27 protein-coding genes, 1 tRNA gene, 1 other RNA gene and 4 pseudogenes are annotated in these 26,448 nt (G+C 70.8%); 20 read left to right on the top strand and 13 right to left on the bottom strand.

Annotated features, from left to right (window positions below):
* Positions 1–60 precede the first annotated feature (60 nt).
* Entirely contained in the window at positions 61–1,086 is a 1,026-nt protein-coding gene (locus IGS67_RS06425) for an ankyrin repeat domain-containing protein (RefSeq protein WP_192278970.1), read from the bottom strand.
* A 154-nt stretch (positions 1,087–1,240) separates the two neighbouring features.
* Positions 1,241–1,639: a heavy metal-responsive transcriptional regulator gene (locus IGS67_RS06420; protein ID WP_192278969.1), complete on the bottom strand. Its 399-nt coding sequence runs from the start codon at positions 1,637–1,639 to the stop codon at positions 1,241–1,243.
* 54 nt (positions 1,640–1,693) lie between these two features.
* On the opposite strand from IGS67_RS06420, the gene merA reads away from it, so the two are divergent.
* Complete coding sequence (gene merA / locus IGS67_RS06415) at positions 1,694–3,070, top strand: mercury(II) reductase (protein ID WP_192278968.1); 1,377 nt, start codon at positions 1,694–1,696, stop codon at positions 3,068–3,070.
* Positions 3,071–3,303: 233 nt separating this feature from the next.
* Here merA and IGS67_RS06410 read toward each other — a convergent pair.
* Positions 3,304–3,907: pseudogene (locus tag IGS67_RS06410) on the bottom strand (cadmium resistance transporter).
* Positions 3,904–4,263, bottom strand: a complete 360-nt coding sequence (gene cmtR, locus IGS67_RS06405) for a Cd(II)/Pb(II)-sensing metalloregulatory transcriptional regulator CmtR (RefSeq protein WP_192278967.1) — start codon at positions 4,261–4,263, stop codon at positions 3,904–3,906. The pseudogene IGS67_RS06410 and the gene cmtR overlap by 4 nt, the downstream one beginning before the upstream one ends.
* 363 nt (positions 4,264–4,626) lie before the next feature.
* Between cmtR and IGS67_RS06400 the strand changes: the two genes are divergently transcribed.
* On the top strand, positions 4,627–4,851 hold the full coding sequence (locus IGS67_RS06400) for a hypothetical protein (protein ID WP_245854652.1): 225 nt from the start codon (positions 4,627–4,629) through the stop codon (positions 4,849–4,851).
* Between the two features lie 52 nt (positions 4,852–4,903).
* Here the strand turns inward: IGS67_RS06400 and IGS67_RS06395 are convergent, their stop codons facing one another.
* Both IGS67_RS06395 and IGS67_RS06390 read right to left on the bottom strand, forming a co-directional pair.
* A complete protein-coding gene (locus IGS67_RS06395; protein ID WP_407925811.1) occupies positions 4,904–6,022 on the bottom strand; it encodes a sensor histidine kinase in 1,119 nt (372 codons plus the stop codon).
* Entirely contained in the window at positions 6,019–6,792 is a 774-nt protein-coding gene (locus IGS67_RS06390) for a response regulator transcription factor (RefSeq protein WP_192278965.1), read from the bottom strand. Before IGS67_RS06390 ends, IGS67_RS06395 begins: the two co-directional genes overlap by 4 nt.
* Positions 6,793–6,881: 89 nt before the next feature.
* Here IGS67_RS06390 and IGS67_RS06385 point away from each other — a divergent pair, with 89 nt between their 5' ends.
* The 8 genes from IGS67_RS06385 to IGS67_RS06350 all read left to right on the top strand — a co-directional run bounded on the left by IGS67_RS06385 (position 6,882) and on the right by IGS67_RS06350 (position 13,748).
* Complete coding sequence (locus tag IGS67_RS06385) at positions 6,882–7,178, top strand: glutaredoxin (protein ID WP_098457611.1); 297 nt, start codon at positions 6,882–6,884, stop codon at positions 7,176–7,178.
* 1 nt (position 7,179) lies between these two features.
* Positions 7,180–8,163 carry a cytochrome c biogenesis CcdA family protein gene (locus IGS67_RS06380; protein ID WP_192278963.1) on the top strand — a complete coding sequence of 328 codons (984 nt, stop codon included), beginning with the start codon at positions 7,180–7,182 and terminating at the stop codon, positions 8,161–8,163.
* The gene (locus IGS67_RS06375) at positions 8,160–8,786 is read left to right on the top strand and encodes a redoxin domain-containing protein (protein ID WP_192278962.1); all 627 of its coding nucleotides are present in this window, start codon (positions 8,160–8,162) and stop codon (positions 8,784–8,786) included. Before IGS67_RS06380 ends, IGS67_RS06375 begins: the two co-directional genes overlap by 4 nt.
* A gap of 217 nt (positions 8,787–9,003) precedes the next feature.
* Complete coding sequence (locus IGS67_RS06370) at positions 9,004–9,630, top strand: DUF305 domain-containing protein (RefSeq protein ID WP_192278961.1); 627 nt, start codon at positions 9,004–9,006, stop codon at positions 9,628–9,630.
* 112 nt (positions 9,631–9,742) lie between these two features.
* The gene (locus IGS67_RS06365; RefSeq protein WP_235977969.1) at positions 9,743–10,135 is read left to right on the top strand and encodes a hypothetical protein; all 393 of its coding nucleotides are present in this window, start codon (positions 9,743–9,745) and stop codon (positions 10,133–10,135) included.
* Between the two features lie 195 nt (positions 10,136–10,330).
* The gene (locus tag IGS67_RS06360; protein WP_192278960.1) at positions 10,331–10,732 is read left to right on the top strand and encodes a four-helix bundle copper-binding protein; all 402 of its coding nucleotides are present in this window, start codon (positions 10,331–10,333) and stop codon (positions 10,730–10,732) included.
* Positions 10,733–10,828: 96 nt separating this feature from the next.
* Positions 10,829–11,470 carry a DUF305 domain-containing protein gene (locus IGS67_RS06355; RefSeq protein WP_235977968.1) on the top strand — a complete coding sequence of 214 codons (642 nt, stop codon included), beginning with the start codon at positions 10,829–10,831 and terminating at the stop codon, positions 11,468–11,470.
* Positions 11,471–11,588: 118 nt separating this feature from the next.
* Positions 11,589–13,748: a heavy metal translocating P-type ATPase gene (locus tag IGS67_RS06350; protein WP_192278959.1), complete on the top strand. Its 2,160-nt coding sequence runs from the start codon at positions 11,589–11,591 to the stop codon at positions 13,746–13,748.
* Between the two features lie 49 nt (positions 13,749–13,797).
* On the opposite strand, the gene IGS67_RS06345 is transcribed toward IGS67_RS06350, so the two are convergent.
* Positions 13,798–14,154 (bottom strand): hypothetical protein, encoded by a 357-nt coding sequence (locus IGS67_RS06345; protein ID WP_192278958.1) that lies wholly within the window; start codon positions 14,152–14,154, stop codon positions 13,798–13,800.
* On the opposite strand from IGS67_RS06345, the gene IGS67_RS14500 reads away from it, so the two are divergent.
* Positions 14,038–14,487: a formyltransferase family protein gene (locus IGS67_RS14500; protein ID WP_407925810.1), complete on the top strand. Its 450-nt coding sequence runs from the start codon at positions 14,038–14,040 to the stop codon at positions 14,485–14,487. The two genes, IGS67_RS06345 and IGS67_RS14500, sit on opposite strands and share 117 nt — an antisense overlap.
* Before the next feature lie 77 nt (positions 14,488–14,564).
* Here the strand turns inward: IGS67_RS14500 and IGS67_RS06335 are convergent, their stop codons facing one another.
* The 6 genes and pseudogenes from IGS67_RS06335 to IGS67_RS06315 form a co-directional block, all read right to left on the bottom strand.
* Positions 14,565–14,984, bottom strand: coding sequence for a (deoxy)nucleoside triphosphate pyrophosphohydrolase (locus IGS67_RS06335; protein WP_192278956.1), 420 nt, complete (start codon positions 14,982–14,984; stop codon positions 14,565–14,567).
* Positions 14,985–15,006: 22 nt separating this feature from the next.
* Positions 15,007–15,387 (bottom strand): glycine cleavage system protein GcvH, encoded by a 381-nt coding sequence (gene gcvH / locus IGS67_RS06330; RefSeq protein ID WP_093379259.1) that lies wholly within the window; start codon positions 15,385–15,387, stop codon positions 15,007–15,009.
* A 49-nt stretch (positions 15,388–15,436) separates the two neighbouring features.
* Positions 15,437–16,021 (bottom strand): annotated as a pseudogene (locus tag IGS67_RS06325) (aminomethyltransferase family protein); the annotation flags it as partial.
* Positions 16,022–16,290: 269 nt separating this feature from the next.
* Positions 16,291–16,470, bottom strand: a pseudogene (locus IGS67_RS14495) (IS256 family transposase); the annotation flags it as partial.
* Positions 16,471–16,474: 4 nt separating this feature from the next.
* Positions 16,475–16,746 (bottom strand): annotated as a pseudogene (locus IGS67_RS06320) (transposase); the annotation flags it as partial.
* Positions 16,747–16,970: 224 nt separating this feature from the next.
* A tRNA-Ser gene (locus tag IGS67_RS06315) sits at positions 16,971–17,055 on the bottom strand.
* Between the two features lie 133 nt (positions 17,056–17,188).
* Between IGS67_RS06315 and ffs the strand changes: the two genes are divergently transcribed.
* The 9 genes from ffs (at position 17,189) to IGS67_RS06270 (ending at position 26,230) form a co-directional block, all read left to right on the top strand.
* Positions 17,189–17,285, top strand: an RNA gene (gene ffs, locus IGS67_RS06310) — signal recognition particle sRNA small type.
* Between the two features lie 551 nt (positions 17,286–17,836).
* Positions 17,837–18,739, top strand: a complete 903-nt coding sequence (locus tag IGS67_RS06305; RefSeq protein WP_192278955.1) for a MetQ/NlpA family ABC transporter substrate-binding protein — start codon at positions 17,837–17,839, stop codon at positions 18,737–18,739.
* 137 nt (positions 18,740–18,876) lie between these two features.
* A complete protein-coding gene (locus IGS67_RS06300; protein WP_192278953.1) occupies positions 18,877–19,974 on the top strand; it encodes a methionine ABC transporter ATP-binding protein in 1,098 nt (365 codons plus the stop codon).
* Entirely contained in the window at positions 19,971–20,654 is a 684-nt protein-coding gene (locus IGS67_RS06295; RefSeq protein ID WP_192278951.1) for a methionine ABC transporter permease, read from the top strand. The genes IGS67_RS06300 and IGS67_RS06295 overlap by 4 nt, the downstream gene beginning before the upstream one ends.
* 201 nt (positions 20,655–20,855) lie before the next feature.
* Positions 20,856–23,822 (top strand): DNA polymerase III subunit gamma and tau, encoded by a 2,967-nt coding sequence (locus IGS67_RS06290; protein WP_192278950.1) that lies wholly within the window; start codon positions 20,856–20,858, stop codon positions 23,820–23,822.
* A gap of 55 nt (positions 23,823–23,877) precedes the next feature.
* A complete protein-coding gene (gene recR, locus IGS67_RS06285) occupies positions 23,878–24,477 on the top strand; it encodes a recombination mediator RecR (RefSeq protein ID WP_102509583.1) in 600 nt (199 codons plus the stop codon).
* Positions 24,470–25,057, top strand: coding sequence for a DUF5063 domain-containing protein (locus IGS67_RS06280; RefSeq protein WP_235977967.1), 588 nt, complete (start codon positions 24,470–24,472; stop codon positions 25,055–25,057). The genes recR and IGS67_RS06280 overlap by 8 nt, the downstream gene beginning before the upstream one ends.
* A complete protein-coding gene (locus IGS67_RS06275) occupies positions 25,057–25,842 on the top strand; it encodes a TSUP family transporter (protein ID WP_192278949.1) in 786 nt (261 codons plus the stop codon). The genes IGS67_RS06280 and IGS67_RS06275 overlap by 1 nt, the downstream gene beginning before the upstream one ends.
* Before the next feature lie 202 nt (positions 25,843–26,044).
* Entirely contained in the window at positions 26,045–26,230 is a 186-nt protein-coding gene (locus tag IGS67_RS06270; RefSeq protein ID WP_192278948.1) for an antitoxin, read from the top strand.
* The last annotated feature ends 218 nt before the right edge of the window (positions 26,231–26,448 follow it).

The following is a 26,448-nucleotide window of genomic DNA, read 5'->3' as shown; positions in this document are numbered from 1 at the left end:
CGTGCTGTGACTTTTAGCGCTATATGGCGGGGTTCTGCCGCCGCAGCGTGGCGGCACAGCTCAGATGGCGCCGGGAGTGATGGGACGCAGGACATCTTCGACCGCGTCGTGTCCCTTCCCGGGACCGATCTCGGCGCGCTGGTGCTGGCACCACCCCAGGGGCGTGCTGCCGAACCTCGTGTCGCGGCGCGTGGGGTCCGCGCCGTGATGAAGCACGCGGGTGACGCTGTCGGCTCGGCCGGAGAACGCCGCCTCGTGCAGGGCGGTGGATCCGTCCCGGTCGACGCCATCTACGGGTGTGCCCGCCGCGATCAGCTGATCGATCACGTTCAGCCGGCCGTGTGCCGCCGCGGTCCGCAGGGCCGCGACCCGGTCCACTTCAGAGGTCCCCAGGGTCAGGGCGCCGGTCACGTCGCCAGCAGCCGCGGCCTGGACCAGGTCGCTCGCTCCGGCGGCGAGCAGGACGTCGACGACGTCGGTCATGCCGAAGACGACGGCGTGTCGAAGGGCGGTGCCTCCTGGGACGCCACCGGCGGTGGGCGATGCGGTGGCGTCCAGGTCCGCTCCAGCCTCGACAAGGACACGCGCGACCTCCGCGTCGCCGTAGCTGGCGGCGGTCGTCAAAGGCGTCTCGGCGTCCAAGGGATCGCCTTCGACCGGTGCACCGGCGTCCAGCAGGACGCGGGCAAGAGCAGCGGTGCCGGGCACGTCCCGCCAGGCGTCGCGCGTGGTGTCGAAGCGCATCATCGCCACGTAGCCCAGGGGACTGGCCCCGTGCAGGTGGTCGCACCACCCGGACATCCTCTGGACGGCCAGCTCGGGGTGCGCCGCGAGGAGGTCTGCCAGCCGGGCGGCGTCGCCGCCGTCCAGGACGGCTCGTCGCTCGACCTCGAGCTTGAGCCGGGTCCAGCTGGGAAACCCGTGCTCACGGGCCACGGCGAGCTGCGCCGAGCTCAGGGCGAGCTGCTCGGATACGGAACGGATCCGAGTGGCGGCCGCGGGATCGCCGCGTTCGGCCTTCCGTAGAAGGTCCTTGGCTTGGCGCCGAAGCTGCTCGAGGTCGGCGCGCGCTGGTAGAAAGGGCATGACGTCTCCTTGGAACTGGCGGCCCGCGCTGCCAGGCAGAGGAGATCGTCGACGGGTCTGGTTCGTCGTGGTGCTGTGGAGGTGGACTCAGTCCTGTCCGCGGGCCCGGTGGCGCCCTCTGCGCCAGCACCGACTCTAAGCCCGCGGCCGCCTGTCAGTCAGTGGGGATGACGTGGCAGACGCCGTCCTGAGAGCAGGTGGCCGGGTTCAGGGTCGCTGCGCGGTCTCGGAGCCGGCGGACCTCCTCGCGCGTCGCCTCGAGCTCTGCGATGCGCTCGTCCAGGGCGGCGGCGTGTCGGTCGAGCAGCGCGGTGACGTGTCCGCACGGCGGCCCTTGGTCTTCGCGGACCGTGATGACGGTGCGGATCTCGGCAAGGCTCAGACCCGCTGCCTGAGCGGCTCGCACGAAGCGGAGCCGGGCGATCGAGGTCTCGTCGTAGTCGCGATAGCCCGACGCCGTCCTGGCCGGCCGCGGTAGGACTTGCGCCTGCTCGTAGAACCTCAAGGTCTTCGTCGTCACACCAGCGCGCTCCGCCAGCTCCCCGATTCGCATGGTCGCAGGCTACGGCTTGACCTTGCCGTGCGGTGGAACGTTTACGGTCCGTCGATGGGCATCAAGGACACGTGGGACCTGATCGTCATCGGTAGCGGGGGCGCGGCGATGGCCGCCGGGATCGAGGCCAGGTCACGCGGGAAGTCAGTCTTACTGGTCGAGCACGGAGTCCTGGGTGGCACCTGCCTGAACGTGGGGTGCATCCCGAGCAAGAACCTCCTCGCGGCCGCGGGGCGCCGTCATCGGGCGCTCGTCAACCCGTTCCCCGGCGTCCCGACCGGCGCGGGGGGCGTCGACCTGGCGGCGCTGATGACGCAGAAGCAGGAGCTGATCGACCGGCTACGTCAGGCGAAGTACACCGACGTCGCCGAGGCGCACGGCTTCCCGGTCATGTACGGCCACGCCCGGTTCGTCGACGAGCAGACGCTCGAGGTCGACGGCGAGCATGTCACCGGCACGGCGTACGTCGTCGCGACAGGCTCGGTCCCGCACATCCCGGACCTGCCAGGCATGGAGACGATCGACCCGCTGACGAGCACCACGGCGATGGAGCTGCAGGAAATCCCCTCCTCGATGGTGGTCCTTGGTGGTGGGTACGTCGGGCTTGAGCAGGCCCAGCTCTGGGCCCAGCTGGGCGTCGCCGTAACCCTCGTCGGCCGGCTCGCACCGCACGTAGAGCCAGAGGTCGCGGACGTGCTGCGAACCGTGTTCGCCGACGAGGGCATCACCGTCGTCGAGGAACGTGCGGTGGCGGTCGAGCCGACCCCCGAGGGGGTACTGGTCCGGACCGAGCGCGGTGCGCAGGTGACGGGCCACCGCCTGCTGGTGGCCACCGGGCGGCACGCGAACACCGACGACCTAGGGCTGAGCGCCGCTGGCGTGCAGACCGCCGACCGAGGGTTCATCACCGTCGATGCGCACCAGCGCACGAGCAACCCGCGAATCTTCGCCGCCGGTGACGTCTCCGGTGCCCCGCAGTACGTCTACGTCGCTGCACAGACCGGGCACGCCGCAGCTGCCGGAGCCCTTGGACAGCCCACCACCGTCGACTACCGCGGCCTGCCAGCGGTGACGTTCACGACCCCGCAGCTCGCCTCCGCCGGGGTCACCGAGCAGCAGGCAGTGGCCGCCGGGCACGAGTGCGACTCCCGCGTCCTCGACGCCCACGACATCCCCAGATCGCTGGCCAACCGCGACACCCGCGGAGCCCTCAAGCTCGTCATCGACGCCCACACCCGCAAGATTCTCGGGGTCCACGCCGCTCTCGACGGTGCCGGCGACGTGATGCTCGCGGCGACCTACGCGATCAAGTTCGGGCTCACCGTCGACGACCTCGCCGACACCTGGGCGCCCTACCTGACCATGAGCGAGGCGCTGCGCATCTGCGCCGGCCTCTTCCGCAGCGACATGCCAACGAGCTGCTGCGCGTAAACGGCACCTGCGCGCGGCTGGATGGGAGCCAGCGCGGTGTCGCGTAAGGGGATCGATCAGCGAGACGCCCTCGACGCCCGGTCTGTGGCTTCGTTCGCTTGGTGGCGGGGTTTTTGCAGCGCTCCGTGGCGGTCTTGTTGCCGCGATCACGCAGGACTGGCTGCAGGTAGGTGTCGCGGTCTGAACCGAGAGGTATGCGCCCGGTCGGGGCCGTTTGGATCGCTGCCGCTACGTCAGAGTCCGAAGGCTCCGCCGCTGACGAGGATCACGATGCCGAGGCCGATGAGAACGATGGGGAAGAGGATGTGCTCCCAGCGTTCGAGCACTTCGGCGATCGGGGGGGCGGGTGGCGACGAACTTTGCCAGGGCCACCAGGACCGCGACGAGCGCGAGGAAGATGATGCAGTAGGCGACTACTGCGAGAGGTTCCACGCTGAGGAAGACAGGGGTGTAGACGCCGATGTTATCGCCGCCGTTGGCAAGGGTGACGCCTGCGACTATCCACACGCCGACCTTCTTGCCGGCAACCTTGGCCTCGTCGTCATCGTCGTCATCGTCTCCGCGCCAGGCCTGCCATGCGGCCCAGAGGCCGAGGCCCAGAGGGATGAGACCGAAGTACGGGATGGCTGCCGAGGGCAGGAATGCTCCGGCACCGATGGTCACCAGGACTGCGGCACCGAGGATGCCGGCGAATCCGAGGTACTGGCCGGCCAGAATGCGGGCGGTAGTGCCGCGCTGGCCTGCCCCTCGCGCGAAGAAGAGGGAGAGCACGATGATGTCGTCGATGTTGGTCGCTGCGAACAGGCCCATCGCCTGCAAGACCGAGGTGAGGATCATGCGCCCTCCCCAGCTGCGTCGCATCCGGGAAGCGAGCAGTCGGGATCGATGCACGGGGCGTCTTCGTCCACTGCCAGGGTGGCATCGACCAGTGCCGTCAGCGCCTGCGCCAGGTGCGAATCGGCGATCTCATATCGTGTCCGACGACCCTCGGGCTCGGAGACGACGATCCCGCAATCGCGCAGGCATGCCAGGTGGTTGGACACGTTCGGGCGTGTCAGGTCCAGATCTCGGGCCAGTTCCGCCGGGTAAGCGGGATGGTCGAGCAGGGTCAAGATCATCCGGGATCGAGTGGGGTCGGCCAGTGCACGACCCAGGCGATTCATCACGTCGAGACGCGAAGTAATAGTCAGCATGGACTGAACTATACAGCGCGCACTGAACACCGGTCACAGGCGTCAGCCCAGATCGCATGCCCGTAACCGAAACTACGGCGAGATCGTGCCAAGCGACCACGCCGGGATGCGTGGACCCCCATCGGCACACGTGCGCAAGGCGCGATGGCGGCGACTGCGACGATGGGGCGTGAGGTTGAGCCGCTAGTCGCGGCGCCCCGAGCAGCCTGGCATCGACTGCCCCAGTGGGTCTGCGTCCCGACGAGTCTCTTTCATCGAGCCTTCATCGGACCTCGTCCGCGTCTTGGGGGTGTCCGGGGCAGCCTGGGGCGGTGGGCGCCGTCGGCGCCCGGCGCGAGAGGGAGCGGACCGATGCCGTGGTGCGTGGATCTGGGAGTCGGCGGGTGGCTGGTCCTCGCGTCGAGCCTGGCGGTACTGGGCATGGCCGTGTGGGCGGTGACGCGACTATTTCCCGCGGCACCCCAGCCGGACGCGGTGACCGTGCTCGACGCCCGGCTGGCGGCCGGGCAGATCGATGTGGACACCTACCGCAGGCTTCGCGCCGAGCTCGCCGGACCTGTGCCGGCGCGATCGGAAGGACTGCGATGAAGAGCCACCTCAAGGGAATGGTCGTCGCTGCGGCGCCGGGAGGCCGCTGAGCTCAGGCGGGCGGCACTGGAAGCGTGACGGTGAATGATGCGCCGGCCCCTGGGCCGTCGCTCGTCGCGGTGATGGTGCCGCCGTGGGCCTCGGTGAGCGCCTTGCAGATCGCCAGGCCGATGCCGGAACCCCCGTGGGCGCGGTCCCGCGCGGTGTCGGCACGGTAGAAGCGCTCGAACAGGTGCGGCAGGTGCTCCGCCGCGATGCCGGCACCGGTGTCGGCCACGTGCAGCGCCACCCGCTGGTGATCGTCGGTCGCGCGGAGGGTGATCGTGCCCCCGGCCGGGGTGTGACGGAGTGCGTTGGCGACCAGGTTGTCCAGGACCTGGCCCATGCGCTGGCGGTCCACACGGACGTGTCCGAGCTCGGGGTCGACCTGGACCCGCAGGTCGATCCCGGCGGCGGTCGCGCGCTCTCTCCATGTGCCGGCGGTCGCAACGAGCAGCTCGTCGGGGGTCAGCGGTTCGAGTGTCAGGGCTAGGTCACCGGCCTCGGCGTGGGTCACCGCGGCGAGGTCGCGCGCCAGCCGGGTCAGGCGCGAGGCCTGGTCGCGCAGCACGGCCATCGTGGGCTCGTCCATCGGCTGCAGACCGTCCTCCACGGCCTCGAGGTATCCGGCGATGGTCGCGACGGGGGTGCGGACCTCGTGCGCGACGTCGGCCAGGAGCCGGGCCCGCAGCCGCTCGGCCTCCTGCAACCGGGCGGCCATGGCGTTGAACGACTCGGCGAGGTCGTCGAACTCCGCGCCCAGGCCTGCAGCTGGGACGCGGGACTCGTACCGACCGGCGCCCAGGCGGGCCGCAGCGGTGGCCACGCCCGCGAGGGACCGACCGATACGGCGCGCGAGCACGAGACTCACGGCGGCGGAGGCAACGGTGGCGGCGCCCAGGGCCAGGGCCAGGGAGACGGCGCTTGCGTCGCGGAAGGCCCGCTCGGCGTGCAGGACGGCGTCGTCGTGGTCTTCCAGGCCGGCGCGCACCATGTGCTCGTGGAAAAGGCTTGGCCCCACGGAGGAGGCGACCAGCCACGCTGTCAGGGCAGCGGTCGCGAGCACGATGACAAGCGCGGTGAGCAGACGACCGGCAAGGCCCCACCGCGATGCCGTCGGGATCGCCTTCACTCCCCGGTGCCGATCCGGTACCCGACACCTCGAACCGTGCGCACGAACTGTTGGCGGTCAGCGCTGTCGCCCAGCTTTTGGCGCACGTGCAGCACGTGGACGTCGACGAGGTGCTCGTCACCGACCCAGTTCGCCCCCCAGACCTCCTCGATCAGAGCCCGGCGGCTGAACACCCGTCCGGGGCCAGAGGCGAGTGCGGCGAGGACGTCGAACTCGGTGCGGGTCAACGGCACCAAGCGGCCTTCGAGGTGCACCTCGCGGGCGTCGACGTCGAGCCGTAGCGCACCGACCTCCACAGCGGGGCGCGCCGCCGCTGCGACCGCGGTAGCGGGTCGACGCGGCCGGCGGAGCAGGACTGCGACCCGGGCCATGAGCTCGCGCGGACTGAAGGGCTTGGTCATGTAGTCGTCAGCACCGACCGACAGGCCGATGAGGGTGTCGACCTCCTCGGCGCGGGCGGTCAGCATGATCACGTAGCAGTCGGAGAACGTGCGCAGCTGACGGCACACCTCGATCCCATCCAGTCCGGGAAGGCCCAGGTCCAGCACGACGACGTCGGGATCGACCTCGCGCAGCACCTCGACGGCCTGCGCGCCGTCATGGGTCACGCTGACCTCGAACCCGTCCCGTCCGAGGTAGCCGGCCACGAGCCGGGCCAGGGGCTGCTCGTCATCGACGACGACCGCGCGCCGCGCTGTGGTTGTGGTGTCTGGGATGGGGGTCACCTGGCCATTGTGGGCTATGGCCGGACGCCGGCCGGGAACCTTCATCGAACCTTGATCCAAGGGAGACCGGTCCTTCGGTGCGACGCGTCGACGCTTTACACGTCCCGATCCGCGACCTCCCGCAGGAGAAGCCCGTGTCCACCACCGAGCCCGCCGACCCACCGGTCGTCGTCACCGTCGTCCACGCCCCGGCGTGCCACTTCTGCCATGACGCCGAGGAGGCCCTGGCGGCCCTGGCCGGCGACTTCCCGCTGGTGGTCCGCAGCGTCGGCATCCAGACGGACGAGGGCCGGGCCCTGGTCGCCGAGCACCGCCCGGCGATGAACCCGTTGGTGCTGGTGGACGGGGAGTTCTTCTCCGCCGGGCGCCTGCCGCGCAAGAAGCTCACCAAGGCCCTGCACAGCCGGCGTGTCCCAGCGGTCGGGGCCTGAGATGGGCAGCGAGCTGCTGACGACCGGGAGCATCCTGGCGGCGTTCTTCGCCGGCGGGGTGGCCCTGTTCGCCCCGTGCTGCATCGTCTTCCTGGCGCCGTCCTACCTCGCCGGTGCGGTCAAGAACGCCAGGTGGCGGCTGCTGCCGCTGACCTTCGTCTTCACGGCGGGCCTGGCGGTGGTGCTGGTGCCGATCACGCTGGGGATGAGCCTGCTCGCCGGCGCGATCGCCCAGTACCACGCCACGTTGTACTGGGCAGGTGGCCTGCTGATGATCGCCCTGGCGGGCCTGGCCCTGTCGGGTCGGATGTGGTCCTTGCCCTCCTTCCTGCGCGCCCCGGACACCACCCGTGGTGACACCGCGAGCTTCTTCTCCCTCGGGGTGTTCTCCGGGATCGCGTCCTCGTGCTGCGCACCGGTCCTGGCCGGGGTGATGACTCTGTCGGTCCTCTCCGGGTCTCCCATCGGGGGGCTGGCCCTGGGGCTGGCGTACGTGTTCGGCATGGTCTTTCCGCTGTTCGTCATGGCCCTCGTCTGGGACAAGGCGCGCCTCGGCGAGCGCAAGCTGTTCCAGGCAAGAACCGTCCGGCTGCGCATCGCGGGCCGCACCTTGGTCACCAACACCCTGAACATCGCCGTCGCGGTCGGGTTCGCGGTGATGGGCGTGTTCGTCATCGCACTGGCCGGCAGCAAGGACATGACCGGCGGCTCGGCGTTCCAGGACGCCGCCAGCCGCACCCTGACCGACGTGTTCGCCGCGGTCCAGGAGTTCCTGTCTCCGGTGCCCGAGCCCGTGCAGGGGTTGGCGTTGCTCGCAGTCGCGGCAGCGTTCATCTGGGCGACCCTCGCCGACCGGCGCCGCCTGGCTCGACCGAAGAGCACCGCCCCGGCAACCGCCACGGCAGCTGCAGGGTCGAGCGACGGCCCGGCCGCGCCTGTCCCGTCCTGCCACGCCGCCCCGACCACGGAAGAAGTGACCCGATGACCTCCGGAACCGCCACCCGCCGCCACGCCGAACGCCAGCGGGTCCTCGCCGAGATCCAGCAGGCCCAGGCCGATGCTGCACGGCGCCGCCAGCGCCTGAGCTGGGCCGCCTGGGGCGCGGCCGCGCTGATCATCGGGATCATCGTCGCGATCGCGCTGATCACCTCCCAGCCCACCACATCGACCGATGTCCGGGTCGCGCCGGACTTCACCCTGCCGGCCTCGGACGGCTCGAGCGTCTCGCTGGCGGACTTCCGCGGCGAGCCGGTCGTCCTGTACTTCAACGAGGGCGCCGGGTGCGACTCCTGCCTGCTGCAGATGGCCGAGATCGAGAAGGACCCCGCGTTCGCCGAAGCTGGCATCACCGTGCTGCCGATCGTGATGAACACCGCCGACCAGATCAACGCCGACCGCGAACGCCTCGGCGTCCAGGCACCGTTCCTGCTCGACGACGGCACCGTCTCCGCTGCCTACGACACCCTCGGCAAGGGCATGCACGAAGGACTCCCGGGGCACGGGTTCGTCCTGATCGACACCGAGGGCAACCAGCTATGGCACGGCAACTACCCGTCCATGTGGCTTGCCCCCGCCGACCTGCTCAAGGAGGTCACCAGCCGACTCTGACCATCACCGTTTGACCTGACGCGCGCGTCACCGACCTATGAAGGAGACCCCGATGGGCTGCTGCCAGGACACCCCTACCTCGACGACCACGACCCAGAGCACGGCCACCACGATGAGCAACAGCTGCTGCGGCGGCGGCGCTCAGGGCGCGGACACGTGCTGCACGACCAGCACCTCGGCCTGATCCCCAACACCGATCCTGGGAAGGAACCACCCCTTGACGAGCACCACGCGCCGGCGCCTCGCCGCGACGACAGCAGCACTCGCCCTGGCGGCCACCCTGACCGCCTGCTCCACCGGCGACGAACCGACGCCCGAACCCCCCGCGGCGCAGGAGTCCTCGAGCAGCGAGGAAGCCGAGGCGGCGACTGAGCACAACGCCGCGGACGTCGAGTTCACGCAGATGATGATCGTCCACCACCAGGGAGCGCTCGAGATGGCCGAGCTCGCGGTCGAGCGCGCCTCCACCGAGGAGGTGCGCACCCTCGCAGAGCGAATCGCTGCAGCGCAGGGCCCGGAGATCGAGCTCATGTCCGGCTGGCTGCAGACGTGGGACGAGGAGCTGCCCGCTGGCGCTGAGCACGGCGGCATGGACCACGGCGGGATGGACATGGACGGCATGGACCAGGAGGAGGCGATGACCTCCCTGGCCGGCCTCGAGGGGGTCGAGTTCGACCGGAAGTTCCTCGAGCTCATGGTCGCCCACCACCGCGGAGCCATCGAGATGGCCCAAACTCAGATCGGCGAGGGCGCAGACTCCGACGCCCTGGCGCTCGCCCGGACGATCAGGGACGACCAGAACACAGAGATCACCGAGATGGAGAACCTGCTGCGGTCCCTCTGAGCACCGAGCACGACCGGCAGGAGGCCACCCGCATGAGAAGGCAGGCCTCCTGCCGTGTGCGTCTGCCACCGACCCTGCGGCGAAGGAACTGGGGCGGAAGGATCGTCGCCTGATGGCGAACTCCAGTCCGATCTGGAAGGACCTGCCCGGTCTAACTGCGTGCAGTCTCTGCGCCGGGGAAACACTGGGCGAGAGTGACACAGAGGGGGGTGGCCAGCTGCAGCGGCTGCAGCGCCTCGCCGAATCCGGCGTCGCACGCCTCACGACGGTCGAGTGCCTCGACTTGTGCGAATGCGGCGACGCCGTGGTCGCTCGTCCGACCCGTGCCAGCCGCGGTGCCGGCGCACGGCCGGTGTGGTTCGAGCGCCTCGCCGGGGACGAGGCAACCGCCGAGCTCGCGGACTGGCTGCGCTCCGGTGGCCCGGGCGCTACGGAACTGCCGGGTGGGCTGGCCAGCAACGTCATCCAGCGGTCCGACGCGGTGTCCGGGGGCCCTTCGGCGTAGTCGTCAGCACGAGGCCCAGGTGCTGCCCTGCCCGCCGTGCGCACGACTCGTCGTCCCGAGCAGTGCGCATCTTCATCGAACCTTCATGGCCACCCGCGCCCTCTCGCCGTGCGAGCACGCAGGCGCCTCCTTAGCCTCGAAAAGGTCCCCGCGGCGCGCGATCAACGCACCGCGTCTCGACCGAGGAGGAACGACGTGAAGACCACGGAGATGCTCGAGACCTACCCCGCAACCATGAACCTCGACCGGCAGTTGCTGGCCCGCGTCATCGAGACCCTCGTCGCCTGCTCGCAGGCGTGCACCGCGTGCGCGGACGCGTGCCTGAGCGAGGAGATGGTCGCGGACCTGCGCAAGTGCATCCGGTCCAACCTCGACTGCGCCGACAGCTGCGCGGCCACGGCGCGGATCCTGTCCCGCCACACCAGTTACGACACCAACATCACCCGGGCCCACCTCGAGGCCTGCATCGCCGCCTGCCGGGCGTGTGGTGATGAGTGCGAGCAGCACGCGGGCATGCACGAGCACTGCCGCGTCTGCGCCGAGGCGTGCCGGGACTGCGAGGCCGCCTGCGCCGAGCTCCTCGCGGCCATCCGCTGAGCGTGGTCGCGCGGTGCCGACGGGCAGTGCGCCCGCAGCAGCGCGTGAGCCCGCCCGGCATCCCAGCACGTAGCAGCAAGACGAGGAGGCGCGGCGATGTCTATGCACAGCGAGCACGATGGCGAGTCGAAGAAGGAGGACAACGACGGTGACGACGCCAGCCGCCGGGGTGAGCACCACAGCGGTGGGCAAAGCCATCAGATGAAGGGCATGTACCTGCGGTTCGCCGCCATGATCCTCACCGCCATGGTGGTCATGTACTTCGTGATGTTCGTCGGCTCGTGGGAGCTCGACCACGTCCGGTTCAGCCAGAGCCGCGTCTTCATGGCGGTCACCATGGGCGGCACCATGGGCCTGATCATGCTTGCCTGGATGCTGAACATGTACAAGAACGCCAAGACGAACATCGCGGTCGTCGCCGTCAGCGTGCTGCTCCTCGTCGGCGGCGTCGTGCTCGACCGCAGTCAGGCCACGGTCGGCGACACCGCGTTCATGCGCGCGATGATCCCCCACCACTCCCTGGCGATCACCCGCTCGGAGCGGGCGCAGATCGACGACGTCCGGGTGTGCAGGCTCGCCGTCGAGATCATCGAAGCCCAGCAGCGGGAGATTGCCGAGATGGACTGGCTCATCGAGGACATCGAGCGCAACGGCATCGCGACGACGGCGGCCGAGGCGGAGGCACGCCCCGTACCGGGCATCGAGGGCACCGCGCTCCGCTCGTGCCCGGCCCCCTGATCTGACCCATCCGTCGTCGAGCGGTGCGACGACGGGAATACCCGCCGCGCGTGCGCAGTTCCTTGCCATACCACCGGGGGGTATATTCGATGCGAAGCACGGGTCGAGGAGAAGAGCCATGAGCGACGCGCACCAGAGCCACGACATGCACGGCGGCCGTCACAACCGTGCCGGCCATCGGGATGATCGGACGGCCGGCGAGACGGATCTGCGCGCTCAAGACCGCCACGGCGGGCACGAGGCGCACGGCGGAAATCACGGTGACCACGTGGCGCTGTTCCGGCGCCTGTTCTGGATCAATCTCGCGCTGGCCGTGCCGGCGGTGCTGCTCAGCGGGATGTTCGCCGACCTGCTCGGGTACAGCCTCCCTGACGTCCCGGGGCTCGCCTGGGTCGCGCCGGTCCTCGGCACGGCCATCTACCTGTGGGGTGGACGGCCCTTCCTCACGGGGGCCGTCGCCGAGCTCCGGGGCCGCAAGCCCGGGATGATGGTGCTCGTCGGGATGGCGATCACCGTCGCGTTCGTCGCCTCCTGGGCGGCGACCCTCGGCGTGCTCTCGCACGAGCTGGAGTTCTGGTGGGAGCTCGCCCTCCTTGTCGTGATCATGCTGCTCGGCCACTGGCTGGAGATGCGGTCGCTGGCGCAGACCTCTTCCGCCCTCGACTCCCTCGCGGCGCTCCTCCCCGACGAGGCGGAGAAGGTCGACGGCGACTCGGTCGTCGCGGTGCCGCCGTCCTCGCTCGTCCTGGGAGACGTCGTCGTCGTCCGCCCGGGTGCTCGGGTCCCGGCGGACGGGCAGGTCGTCGACGGCGCCGCCGACGTCGACGAGTCGATGATCACGGGCGAGTCGCGGCCCGTACGTCGGACCGTCGGCGACCAGGTCGTCGCGGGGACGGTCTCGACCGACAGCGCCCTGAGGGTGAGGGTCGACGCCGTCGGTGACTCGACCGTGCTGGCCGGGATCCAGCGTCTGGTCGCGCAGGCGCAGTCGTCCACGACGCGTGCGCAGCTGCTGGCCGACCGCGCCGCCGGGTGGCTGTTCTGGTTCGCCCTGGTCGCCGCCATCATCACCGTCGCGATCTGGAGCGCCGTCGGCACACCGGACTTCGCGATCATCCGCGCCATCACGGTCCTCGTCATCGCCTGCCCGCACGCCCTCGGGCTCGCCATCCCGCTGGTGGTGTCGATCTCCACCGAGCGCGCTGCCCGCGGCGGCGTGCTGATCAAGGACCGCGCCGCACTCGAGCGGATGCGCGTGGTGGACACCGTCCTGTTCGACAAGACCGGGACGCTCACCAAGGGCGAGCCCGCCCTGCACGACATCGCCACCACCGGGATCGGTGACGAAGAGCTCCTCGCGCTCGCCGCCGCCGCGGAGGCCGACAGCGAGCACCCCCTCGCGCGTGCGATCACCGCCGCTGCACACCACCGGGGGCTCAGCGTTCCCCGCGCCGAGGACTTCCGGGCCTCCACGGCGGTCGGCGTCTCCGCCACCGTGGAGGGACGCCGCGTCGCCGTCGGCGGGCCGAACCTCCTGACGGAGCACGGGCTCGCTCCCCTACCGGCGACCCAGCCCTGGTCCGATCGCGGGCAGATCGTGCTGCACGTGGTGGTCGACGGCCAGGTGGCCGGAGCGCTCGGGCTCGCCGACGAGGTACGTCAGGAGTCTCGCGAGGCGGTCGACGCCCTCCACGCACTCGGCATCCGCGTCGTGATGATCACCGGCGACGCCGAGCCGGTCGCCAGGGCCGTGGGTGCCGAGCTCGGCATCGATCAGGTGTTCGCGGGCGTCCGCCCCGAGGACAAGAGCAGCAAGGTCGCCTCCCTGCAGGGTGCCGGGCAGACCGTGGCGATGGTCGGCGACGGCGTGAACGACGCCCCCGCCCTCGCTCAGGCAGACGCCGGCGTCGCGATCGGCGCGGGCACCGACGTGGCCATCGCCTCGGCCGGGGTCATTTTGGCCTCGGACGATCCTCGCTCTGTCCTGTCCGTCATCCAGCTGTCCCGTGAGGGCTACCGGAAGATGACGCAGAACCTGTGGTGGGCCGCCGGCTACAACATCGCCGCGGTGCCCCTCGCCGCCGGTGTTCTCGCGCCGGTGGGGTTCGTCCTGCCGATGGAGATCGGCGCGATCCTGATGTCCGTGTCCACGGTCGTCGTCGCCGCCAACGCCCAGCTCCTACGACGTCTCGACCTGAGCCCGGAGGCTTCGACAGCCGCAGCTCACGAGGCCAAGCGTGTCGGGCCGCCGTCCCGGACGGCGGTACCGGCTGCCTGAGCAGACGCCCCCTTCATCGGACCTTCAGCAGTCCCGGGCCGGCAGTGGCCTACTCGGGGGGCTCTCCGGCCGTATAGGTCTGAGCTTCGGTGGGTCGGCGCAGTGACGGGATCGTTCGCGGTGCTTTCGGGGTGTCGATGTCGCCTCTGATGAAGACTCGGTCGGTGAACTCGCGCACGATTGCGCGGCGATCGTCTTCTTCGAGGTTGGCGGTGAAGGGCAGGACCTGACGGAGTGCGAGGTCGGTCCTCTTCGCCGCCCTGGCCTCGAGGTGGTGCTGTTGCCCGCGGTGCCCAAGCAGGCCGGCCACGCCAAGCGTCCCCAGGGAAACAGCAAGGCGTGTCAGGGACAGGCCGACGTTGGCGTCAGGCTCTGGTTTCAGGCTCAGGAGGTGGAAGACGATCACTCCGAGCCCATCTCGTCAGCGCGACTCTTCTCCGCGAATCTTCACAGGGGCTTCTTGCCCTTCAACCGAGGGCGGCAACCGCACCGCTGGCCCCTCATTGACGGTTCTCCTTGTGGAGTTACGCTCCACGTCATGGAGACGGGTGAGGAGACCGGGCCGGTGATCTGCCACACGCGCGTCGAGGTGCGGGCGACCGATGATGCGGCGACGCTGTACCGACGTCTCGACGACGCTGCGGTCGGGATGTTCGTCGCTCAGACGCGCCCCGGAATCGTAGCCGCAGCTGCTAACGATCCTTCCTCGAACGGGCCCTCGAGAGCGACTCACGGTTGAAGGGCTAGGCAAGAGGAGAAGTGCCCGTTCTGGGGCACTTCAAAGGGAGCACCAGCCGGGCTCGACGGAACTCCGCCTCAGCCCGCGAGCACACCCGCCCGAAGGTGCTCCACGATCCGCACGTCCCCGGTCAGCCACGGCACGTCCATCAGCTCGCCACGACCCAACCACCGCAGCTCGTCGTGCTCGACCTGCGGCTCGGGTTCCCCGGCCGTCACACGCGCCAGCCACAGCCGCATCACGTGCCGGTCCGTGATGATCCAACCGCCGTCGTCGGGCCCGGCCACCTCCGCCCCGAGCTCCACGGTGACGCCCAGCTCCTCGTCCAGCTCGCGGTGCAGCGCCTCGACCGGGGTCTCGCCCGGGTCGACCTTGCCGCCGGGGAACTCCCACATGCCAGCGAGCTCCACCGGCCGCGAGCGCCGGGCCGCCAGCAGCGCCGTGGGCGCGCCGAGGTCGTCGACCAGCGCGGCGGCGACCACGAGCCTGCGTCCCATGGCCGTCATGATGCCAGGTGCGTCAGGCGCCCGGCCCGCCCGTGAGCGCCGCGTACTCCTCGGCCGTCAGCACGGGGCCGAGCGTGTCGATCTCCACGCGCACCAGCCAGCCCTCGCCGAACGGGTCCGAGTTGATGGTCTCGGGCGCATCCGCGAGCGCGGCATTCACCTCGACGACCGTGCCGGTGACGGGCGAGAACAGCTCGGAGACGGACTTCACGGACTCGACCTCGCCGAACACCGCGCCGGCGGTCAGGCTCGCGCCGACCTCGGGCAGCTCGACGAACACGATGTCGCCGAGCGCCTCGGCGGCCACGGACGTGATGCCGACGGTCGCGGGCGACCCGGAGTCGATCCACTCGTGCTCGGCGGTGTACTGCAGGTCCTCGGGCAGGGCGGCCATGGTGTGCTCCTCAGACGATGGGGATGGTGCGGACGTGCTGCGGCTCAGGCTAGTTCGCGCGGCGGTAGACCGGCAGGGGCACCACGCGCACGGGTTCGGTGCGGCCGCGGACGTCCACCCCGAGCTCGGTTCCCGGCTCGGCGTGCGCGGCGTCGACGTACGCGAGCGCGATCGGGTGACCCAGCGTGGGCGAGGGCGCCCCGGACGTCACGCGCCCGACGACGGTGGGCTCGCCGTCGGCTCCCTCCTCACCTGACGCAGGGGCACCGGGGACGACGACGGCGTATCCGGCCCGGGCGGGACGACGCCCCAGGCCCTGGAGACCGACGAGCACGCGCGCGGGGGCGTCGCCGTCGAGCTCCGCGCGGGCGTCGCGCGAGGCGCGGTACTCCAGGGCGGCACGGCCCACGAAGTCGAGCGGCTCGCCGTCAGGCCCCACCTTGTCGATCTTCACGGTGCGACCCAGGCCGGCGTCGTAGGGCGTGACGTCGCGGCTGAGCTCGTGCCCGTACAGGGGCATGCCGGCCTCGAGGCGCAGCGAGTCGCGCGACGCCAGCCCGGCCGGCACGAGTCCCAGGGGCGTCCCGGCCTCGAGCAGCGCGCGCCACAGCGCGACGGCGTGCTCGGGCTCGACTTCCGGCGGGTGCGAAACTCATACCGCCTTAACCTCGCGAGGCTCTCCGATGTCGCCGCAGTACCCGAGAACCCGGATCCAGACCCTCCCATGACCGTTTCAGATGCGGCAGCCGACGACTTACTCAACGGTCTGCTCAGCAGTCACATCAAGGCTAGAAGACTGGGGCCGAATCTCCCGAGGAACTAGGCCACACCAGAGCTCGCCTCACCGCTGAGCGCCGTCGGAGCCCGGTCAAGTCCCTGGAAGTGGTGTAGCGGTTCCCTCCGTCAGGCAGTGAGTGTGAGTGGCTCGGGCACCTCCTCGATGCCGGTGTCGGGCACGGAGGTCAGGCGGCAGCGCGCCAGGACTTCGAGCCCGAGGTAACGGCGTCCTTCGGCCCACTCATCGCTCTGCTCAGCGAGCACCGCCCCGACCAATCGGAGGACGGCATCACGGTGGGGGAAGACCAGGCCATTCGGGGAAGTACGTGCCGGAGCGGAGCTTGGGCACGGCCACGTCGATCGTGCCGGCACGGGTGTCCAGGGGGCGGCGACGGTAGCCGTTGCGCTGCGCGGTGCGCTCGGGGACGTCTGTCCCCACTCGGCCCCGCACACGGCGTCGGCGTCGGCGGACAGCAGAGCGTTGATCATCGTCTGCAGCAGCGTGCGCATCATGTCCGGGGAGGCGTCGGACAGCAGGTTGCCCAGGACGCGGGCGGGGTCGACAATGTGGGGTGCGGTCATCGTGGTGATCCATTCGAAAGAGCTGTGAAGGGTGATTTCGAAGGGTCCCGCGGTGGCCGCATCCACATGCACGAGGAGGTCGACCACTTCGGGGGCTACACCACTCTATGGGGCACTACTTGGGCTTCTCGCTCCGTTGCGGGCCCCCTGAATCTGCTCTGCTCGCTCGCAGAACGCGTGAGGCCCCGGACCGAAAAGCATGGTCCGGGGTCTCACTCGTCCTGCGGAGGATGGGGGATTCGAACCCCCGAGGGCTTGCACCCAACCGCCTTTCCAAGACGGCGCCATAGGCCACTAGGCGAATCCTCCTGGCAACAGCGTCTCCGAGAATACCCGAGGATGGCTCGCAGGCCGAATCCGCGCGGGCCAGCCCCACAGCGGGGCCCTGCGGCGCGGGGCGGGCCGATTCGGCCGGGGGCGTGGCCCTCCGCTAGACTTCCGGGCAGACCCCTCGTGCGGCGTCATCTCGCTGAACCCCCCCAGGGCCGGAAGGCAGCAAGGGTAGGTGAGCTCTGGCGGGTGCACGGGGGGTCCTTTGTGTCCGCGCCGCGTCTTCGCGGCGCGTGGTGCCTGGCCATGCGCCTGCCACGTTGGGAGCTGCACGCGATCGTGGGCGCGCGACGCACCCACCATGTGGACACCCGTGGAAGTGCAGGACTGGCGGAATCTCGGCGCTCGGCTACGTTGTCGCTCCGGTCTCGCGAGACAGCGCGGTCCAACATGCGAGATTCTCCGGATGCTGGCTGGCCCTCACCGTCGTCGTCGGCGCATGGTTGTCCCATGACCGCCACCTGCTGCACCACGACCCGCTCTGTCGCGACCTGTCGTCGCGACATGATGCGTGGGCGAATGCCGCAGCGGGCCACGCAGGCCTGAGCCACCGAGCCGCGTCCAGAGGGACCCGACCGCGCCGCGGTCGTCAGTCGGAAGGCCTCCCTGCCGGGCACCCCTGGTGCCCTGATCCCGCCTCACCCCAGAAGCACGTCCCCGGACGGTCGCGCCTCGGAGCAGACCCCGGATCCCCATGCCTCCTGGCGCTCGTGCGCCGCAGCGAGCCCCGTGCCCGTGACTCCCAGAAGCGAGAGAACCCATGAACCGCAAGCTCACCGCCATCGCCGCCTCGACCGCACTCCTCCTCGGTCTCGCCGCGTGCTCGTCCGACGACGCGACGCCCGCCGCCAGCGGCACGTCGGGCGGCTCCTCCGCCCCCGCAACGGTCCGCATCGGCGTCGTCGGCTCCCAGGACGAGCAGTGGCCGATCTTCGAGGAGAAGGCCAAGGCCGCCGGCATCGACGTCGAGATCATCAATTTCTCCGAGTACCCGCTCCCCAACCCCGCGCTGAGCGAGGGGCAGATCGAGCTCAACCAGTTCCAGCACATCCAGTACCTCGCGGACTACAACGTCAACGCGGACGACGACCTCGTCGCGATCGGCGCGACCGCGATCTACCCCCTCGCGCTGTACTCGAAGAAGCACGCGACGCTCGCGGACATCCCCGAGGGGGCCGAGATCGCGGTCCCCAACGACCAGACGAACCTCAACCGTGCGCTCTTCGTCCTGCAGTCGGCCGGCCTTATCGAGCTCGAGGGCGGCGGCACGCTCACGTCGACCGAGCTCGACGTCCTGCCCTCGTCCAAGGTCAAGGTCACGCCGGTGTCCGCCGAGCAGACGGCCGTCTCGCTCGGATCGCTCGACGGCGCCGTCGTCAACAACGACTTCGTCCTCGACGCGGGCCTCGACCCCGAGGCCGCCCTGGCCCAGGACGACCCGGCATCCCCGGCCGCGCAGCCGTACATCAACGTCTGGGCGGCGCGCGCCGAGGACAAGGACAACGCGACGTACCTCAAGCTCGTCGAGATCTTCCACGACCCCGCGGTGACCGAGGCGCTCCAGAACCAGTCGAAGGGCACGGCCGTCCTTCGCACCGACGACGCGGCAGCCCTCGCGTCGATCCTCAAGACGACAGAGGACAACATCCGCGCCGGCAAGTGAGCCCACGGGCGGGGACGCGTGCGTCCCCGCCCGGCAGCGTGCGTGACGCCCAGGGGTGCAGGGGGCCCCTGGGCGCGACGCGTCCCGACCCGGCACGATGGGAACCGGACGGTGCCCACCGACAGGAAGAGCGAGCGATGAGCGAGCGCGAGCCGAAGATCGTCTTCGAGTCCGCCACCAAGGTGTTCCGCACCCCCAAGGGCGAGGTGCGTGCGGTCGACGGCGTCGACCTCACGATCGGCGCGGGCGAGGTGTACGGCGTCATCGGGTACTCGGGCGCGGGCAAGTCGACACTCGTGCGCCTCATCAACGCGCTCGAGCCGGTGACGAGCGGTCGCGTGCTCGTCGACGGCCGTGACGTCCACTCCCTCAAGGAGTCCGAGCTGCGTCGAGCGCGCGCGGACATCGGCATGATCTTCCAGCAGTTCAACCTGCTCTCCTCACGCACCGTCGCGGGCAACGTCGCCTATCCGCTCAAGGTCGCGGGCTGGCCCCGCGCGCGGCGCGACGCGCGCGTCGCCGAGCTTCTCGACTTCGTCGGCCTCACCGACAAGGCGCGCGCCTACCCGTCGCAGCTCTCGGGCGGGCAGAAGCAGCGGGTCGGCATCGCGCGCGCCCTCGCGACGAACCCGACGATCCTCCTCGCCGACGAGTCGACGAGCGCGCTCGACCCGGAGACGACCCAGGATGTCCTTGACATCGTCAAGCGTGTCAACGTCGAGCTCGGCGTTACCGTCGTCGTCATCACGCACGAGATGGAGGTCGTCAAGTACGTGTGCGACCGCGTCGCGGTCATGGAGGGTGGTCGCGTCGTCGAGCACGGTGACGTGTACGACGTCTTCGCGCGGCCGCAGCATGCGGCGACCCGGCGCTTCGTCGGGACGGCGCTGCGCGACCGTCCGAGCCCCGCCGCACTCGCACGCCTGCGGCGACGTCACCCGGGACGCATCGTCACCGTCGGCGTCCGCGAGGACGGCGGCGCGTCGGGCGAGCTCACGCGTGCGCTGCGTGACCATCCCGTCGACGGGACCGTCATCTACGGCGGCATCACCGAGATCGCGGAGCGCCCCTACGGGTCGCTCACTCTCGAGCTCGCGGGCGAGGACGCCGCGATCGCGGCGTTCCTCGCCGACCTGGGGCGCACGACGACGGTCCTCGACCTCGGCACCGCCGCCCACCCGCTCACGGACCCCGACGCCGTCGGGCCGCGCGCCCCGAAGGGAGCGTCCGCATGAACCTCGTCGCCGCTGCCCGGCCGACCGACTGGGACCGGATGCTGCCCGCGCTGTGGGAGTCGCTCGGCGAGACCCTCTACATGGTGGGCGTCTCGCTGCTCGTCGCGCTCGTCGCAGGCCTCGCGCTCGGGCTCGCGCTGTATGTGACGCGCGCCGGCAACCTCTACGGCAACCGCGCGGTGAACATCGTGCTCAACGTCGTCGTCAACATCGTGCGGCCCATCCCGTTCATCATCTTCCTCACGGCGATCGGCCCGCTGACGCTCGCGGTCGTCGGGACGACGATCGGCACGGACGCCGTCATCGTGCCGATGTCGATCATGGCGTCGTTCGCGTTCTCGCGGCTCGTCGAGCAGAACCTCGTCGCGGTCGACCCGGGTGTCGTCGAGGCGGCGCGCGCGATGGGGGCGTCGCGGTTCAGGGTCGTGTGGAGCGTGCTCGTGCCCGAGGCGCTCGGGCCGCTCATCCTCGGCTACACGTTCCTCTTCATCGGTGTCGTCGACATGTCGGCGATGGCCGGGATGATCGGCGGGGGCGGGCTCGGCGACTTCGCGATCCGCTTCGGCTACCAGCGCTTCAACTGGGAGATCACGTTCGTTGCCGTCGTCGTCATCGTCGCGCTCGTGCAGATCGCGCAGGGCCTCGGCAACCTCCTGGCCCGCAAGGTCCTCCGCCGCTAGCCCCACCCCCGCCCCCACCCCCACCCACACCCCCGCCCCTGCCCCTGCCCCTGCCCCCGCTCCCCGCCCCTGCCCCCCGCGTGGTCGGGAATCTGCGGTCGTGGCTGCTCCCAGTAGCCACGTGGGCGGATTCTTCGGGGAGGGGTGGGCGGGCCCGGCAGGGCCCGGTCGAGTGTCGGTGGTTCCGCATAGGGTGGGGCCGTGAGCACAGCCCTGTACCGCCGTTACCGCCCGGACTCCTTCGCCGACGTCGTCGGGCAGGACCACGTCACGGCACCCCTGCGGCAGGCGCTGCGCTCCAACCGCGTCAACCACGCGTACCTGTTCTCAGGGCCGCGCGGCTGCGGCAAGACGACGTCGGCGCGCATTCTCGCGCGCATCCTCAACTGCCACGCGAACACCGACGCGACACCGACGGATACCCCGTGCGGCACGTGTCCGTCGTGCGTCGACCTCGCGACGGGTGGCGCGGGCAGCCTCGACGTCGTCGAGATCGACGCGGCGAGCCACGGCGGCGTCGACGACGCCCGTGAGCTGCGCGAGCGCGCGACGTTCTCCCCGACGCGCGACCGCTTCAAGATCTTCATCCTCGACGAGGCGCACATGGTGACGCCCCAGGGGTTCAACGCGCTCCTGAAGATCGTCGAGGAGCCGCCGGCGTACCTGAAGTTCATCTTCGCGACGACCGAGCCGGACAAGGTCATCGGCACCATCCGCTCGCGCACGCACCACTACCCGTTCCGGCTCGTGCCGCCGGACGTCATGGTCCCGCTGCTCGAGAAGCTCTGCGCGGCCGAGGGCGTGCCGGTCGGGTCCGGAGTGCTGCCGCTCGTCGTGCGCGCGGGCGGCGGGTCCGTGCGCGACACGCTCTCCGTCATGGACCAGCTCATCGCCGGGTCCGGTCCGGACGGCGTCGACTACGAGCTTGCGGTCGCGCTACTCGGCTACACGCACGCGACCCTGCTCGACGATGCTGTCGAGTCGGTCGCCTCGCGCGACGGCGCCGCGCTGTTCCGTGTCGTCGACCGCGTCGTCGGCTCGGGGCACGAGCCGCGCCGCTTCGTCGAGGATGTGCTCGAGCGGCTGCGTGACCTCGTCGTCATCGCCGTCTCGGGCGACGACGCCGAGGCTGTGCTGCGCGACGTGCCTGCCGACCAGCTCGACCGCATGCGCTCGCAGGCTGCCGCGATGGGTGTCGCCGAGCTCTCGCGCGCCGCGGACCTCACGAACGACGCGCTCACGTCGATGAGCGGCGCGACCTCGCCCCGCATGCATCTCGAGCTCCTGTGCGCCCGGCTGCTCCTGCCTGCCGCCGCGGGCGGCGAGCAGTCGCTTGCGTCGCGCCTCGACCGGCTCGAGCGCGGACTCGGCCCCGTCGTCGGGTCCGGTGGCGCCACGCCCGACGCTTCCCCGGCGGCCGGAGCCCCAGCAGCGCCGCGCGAGGAGTACTCGGCGCCCGCCCCGCGCGGGGATGCCGGACGTGGCGCCTCGGCCGCGCGTGCCGCGCTCGCCGCAGCGACGGGGAAGGCGCCCGTGACTGCGCCGACTCCGGCAGCTGCTCCTGCGTCCGCTCCGGCTCCGGCTGCGGCACCAGCAGCGGCGGCGGCGGCCTCCGCGGCCGCTACGCCGGCCGCGGACGTCGCGTCACCGGCGCAGACGCAGCCGGTCCACGAGGACGACGCACCCCCGCCGTGGGACGTTCCGTCAACGGTCGACGAGCCGGGGCCGGCAACTGTGCCTGGTGCCGCACCGGTGTCTGCCCCTGGTGCCGAGGCGGCGCCAGACCCGGTCACCGTGTCTGAGCCCGTCGTCGTGCCTGAGTCCGTCGTCGAGGCAGCGTCGATCGTCGAGCCGGCGCCCGTGAGCGTGCCAGAGCCGGCTGTCGCGCCCGAGGTGTCAACGCCCGCCGAGCCCTCCGCTGCCGAGCCCGCGTCTCCCGAGCCGCAGGACGCGGCCGCAGACGACGACGCGACCCGTGCGCCCGCAACCGCAGCGGGCGAGGACTCCGAGACGCTGCGCCGCCGGTGGGACGAGGTTCTCGCGACGCTCTCGGACCTCAAGAAGGCGACGTGGGTGCTCGTCAAGGACAACTCCCGCGTCGCCGAGCTCACCCCGACGACCCTGCGCCTCGCGTTCACGGCTCCCGGCCTCGTCTCGGCGTTCCGTCACGGCCCGCACTCCGCCCTCGTGCAGCAGGCCGTCAAGGAGACGCTCGGCTACGACGTCCGCGTCGAGGGTGAGGTCCAGGGCGATGGCCCCGCGCCGGGTACGCCCACGGAGCCGTCCACGCACGGCAGCCCGGGGGCGCCCGCGGTGCGTCCGCCGTCGGCCGCCGTTGCCGCACCCGCGACGCGTGTGCACGCGACCGTCGCCGACGCGCCTGCACACCCCGACGCTCCTTCACACCACGCCGCGCCTGCACACCTCGACGCTCCTGCAGGTCATGACGTTCCGGCGCAGCGCGACGTGCCTGCTCGCCATGACGGCGCGGCTCGTCCCGACGATCATGCCCGCCACGACGGTACGGCCCGTCCCGACGAGTCGCGGCCAGCGCCGTCGCAGGTCCCGCAGTCTCAGCCCGCGCCGGACGGTACCGCGGTCTCCTCCGGAACCGTCGACTCGTGGGACGTCGTGCCCGTCGGCACCTGGGCGTCCGACGAGCGCGCGGCAGCTCCCGCGGAGTCGATTCCGGCCGTGTCCGAGGTGACGTGGGACGTCGTCCCGGTCGGCTCGTCGTCGGCGACTGCCGCCCCGGAACGCTCGGAGGCTGCGCCTGTCGCGTCCGCCGCAGACGCGTCGGCGCCCGCGACCGATCCGTGGACGAACGTCGTCGAGCGGATCGTCGCCGAGCCCCAGCAACGGCACGAGCCGGCGCCTGCGGCGCGGCCCGCACCGAGCCCGACGCCTGCCGCCCCGGCAGGCGGGCGCCTCACTGGCGCCGCCGCCGCCCGCGCGGCCGCGCTCGCGGCCCGGACGCATGCCGCGCACCCCCGCACGGCGAGCGCCGACGAACCCCCGCACGACGACGTCCCGCCACCCGACGAGCCGTCGTACGAGGAGTACGAGGACTCCGTGCCGTTCACGGAGACGACGCTCATGGGTGTTCCGCTCGTCGTGCAGATCCTCGGGGCGACCGTCCTCGAGGAGATCGACGAGACCAGCGTTTGAGTCTCGCTGCGGGCCGACGGCCGCCAGTGTCGGTGGCGACGGATAGGCTCGGGGTGTGTACGAAGGAGCGGTTCAGGACCTCATCGACGAGCTCGGGCGTCTGCCCGGGGTCGGCCCCAAGAGCGCGCAGCGCATCGCGTTCCACCTCCTCGCGGCGGACGCGGACGACGTGCGTCGGCTCGTCGACGCGCTCACGCAGGTCAAGGCCCGTGTGAAGTTCTGCGAGGTGTGCGGCAACGTTGCCGAGGAGGAACGCTGCCGCGTGTGCCGCGACCCGCGGCGCAGTCCCACGGTCATCTGCGTCGTCGAGGAGCCCAAGGACGTCGTCGCGATCGAGCGCACGCGCGAGTTCCGCGGCACCTACCACGTGCTCGGCGGCGCCATCAACCCGATCGACAACGTCGGGCCCGATGATCTGCGGATCTCCCAGCTCATGTCGCGCCTCGCCGACGGACAGGTCACCGAGATCATCCTCGCGACCGACCCCAACGTCGAGGGCGAGGCAACGGCCACGTACCTCGCACGCCTTCTCGGGCCGATGGGGCTGAGGGTCACTCGCCTCGCGTCCGGGCTGCCCGTGGGGGGAGACTTGGAGTACGCCGACGAGGTCACGCTCGGCAGGGCGTTCGAAGGACGGAGGGTCGTCCATGGCTGACGACGCACGCATGACGCTCCCGGGCGGTGTCACCGAGGTCGGGGAGGCTTTCGCCGAGCAGGCGTCACGCTTCGTCGAGACCCTCACCCACGTCGCGTCGGGCGCGACCCCCGAGGCTGCGATCCCCGTGCTGCTCCTCGCGACGACGGATGTCCTCGCGTCGGGCTCACGGCTCGGCGCGATGGTCGACGTCGTGCCGTCGGAGGAGTTCGAACCGGACTCAGGTCCTGACACGGACGTTGAGCCGCTGCGGCTCGCACTCGCCCGGATCCTCGACGGGCTCGACGCGTACCCCGAGGTCGTCGACCCGGTCCTTGGGCCTGAGCTCGACGCCACGAGCCTGTCCGACGGGCTCGCCGAGATCACGCTCGCCCTCACGCAGGGCCTCGCCCACCACGACGCCGGCCACACGACTGAGGCCCTGTGGTGGTGGCAGTTCTCCTACCTCTCCGGCTGGGGCGCGACCGCAGCCTCTGCGGCGCGTGTCCTCGCGTTGATCCTCGGGCACCTGCGGCTCGACGTCGAGGACGACGTCGCCGCCGAGGCTGAGTACGACGCCCTGCAGCGCCACACCACCTGATGACGTCGGGCGGCCTCGACCTCTCGACGACGACGGTCCTCCTGCTCGTCGTCGCCGGCTTCACCGCCGGATGGATCGACGCCGTCGTCGGCGGTGGCGGACTCGTCCAGCTGCCCGCACTCCTGCTCGTGCCCGGCATCAGCCCCGTGCAGGCGCTCGCGACCAACAAGCTCGCGGGCATCATGGGGACGTCCGTCGCCGCCGTCACCTTCTACCGGCGTGTCGGTCCCGACCTCAGAACGGCAGCACCGATGGCGGTGTGCGCGTTCGGCGGAGCAGTCGGCGGTGCTGCGCTCGCGAGCCGCATCCCCGCCGAACTCTTCACGCCCATCATCCTTGTCGTCCTCATCGGCGTCGCCGTGTGGACCGTCGCGCGGCCTGCGCTCGGGACAACGTCCCGGCTGCGGTGGGAAGGCAACCGCCATCGCGTCACCGCTGCCGCGGTGGGCCTCGCGATCGGTGCCTACGACGGGTTGCTCGGCCCCGGAACCGGCACGTTTCTCGTCATCAGCCTCGTCGGGCTCCTCGGGTATGCGTTCCTGCCCGCGTCGGCGATCGCCAAGATCGTCAACTTCGCGACGAACGCCGGCGCGCTCGTGTTCTTCGTGCCGCACGGCGCGGTGCTGTGGACCCTCGGTCTCGTCGTCGGTGCCGCCAACCTCTGCGGCGGCTACCTTGGCGCGCGCATGGCCGTCGCGCGTGGCTCCGGGTTCGTGCGCGGCGTCTTCATCGTCGTCGTCTCCGTGCTCATCGTGCGGCTCGCCTGGCAGGTGCTCGCCGGCTGAGCCAGCGTCGTCCCCGAGCGCGGGCGTTCCCGCCCGCGCCGCCCGCGCCGCTACGTCGCTACGTCGTGGGCGTCGCTACGCCGTGAGCGCAACGCGTTCACCCGTGCGGGGCGGGCGAGGGGCTGACCGGCGAACCCGAGCGGAGTACCTTGGTGCATAGGTCGCGCGCGACGGGCGTGCGCTGGGTGGAAGGAGGTGCCGCATGGGCATCGATGACCTCGCCGCGAAGGCGAAGAGCGCTCTGGCGGAGCACGGCGACAAGGTCTCGGACGGTCTCGAGAAGGCCGCCGAGTTCGTGAAGTCGAAGACGTCTGACGATGTCGACGCGAAGGTCGACTCCGCGGTCGACTCCGCCCAGGGTTTCATCGCCAAGCAGCAGCAGGCCTGAGATTCAGCCCCCGACGCCCGCACCCCCCGTGACGGCGGTGCGGGCGTCGTGCTGCCCGGATCTTCTCGCGCGCCCCGCACAGCGTGCGCTCGATAGCGGATCATGACGTGTGCGCCGTGCCGATCCGCTATCGAGCGTTCTCCCGGGGGCGGGGGCCCTACCCCCGGATCTTGGACACGGGGTGTGATTACGCAGCAGGTCGCAGCGTAGCGGTGTAG

This window comes from Flavimobilis rhizosphaerae (assembly GCF_014852685.1).
GTDB classification, from domain to species: Bacteria; Actinomycetota; Actinomycetes; order Actinomycetales; family Cellulomonadaceae; genus Flavimobilis; species Flavimobilis rhizosphaerae.
Note: the sequence above shows the minus strand (reverse complement) of the source record. Positions and strands in the feature narration are given on the sequence as shown.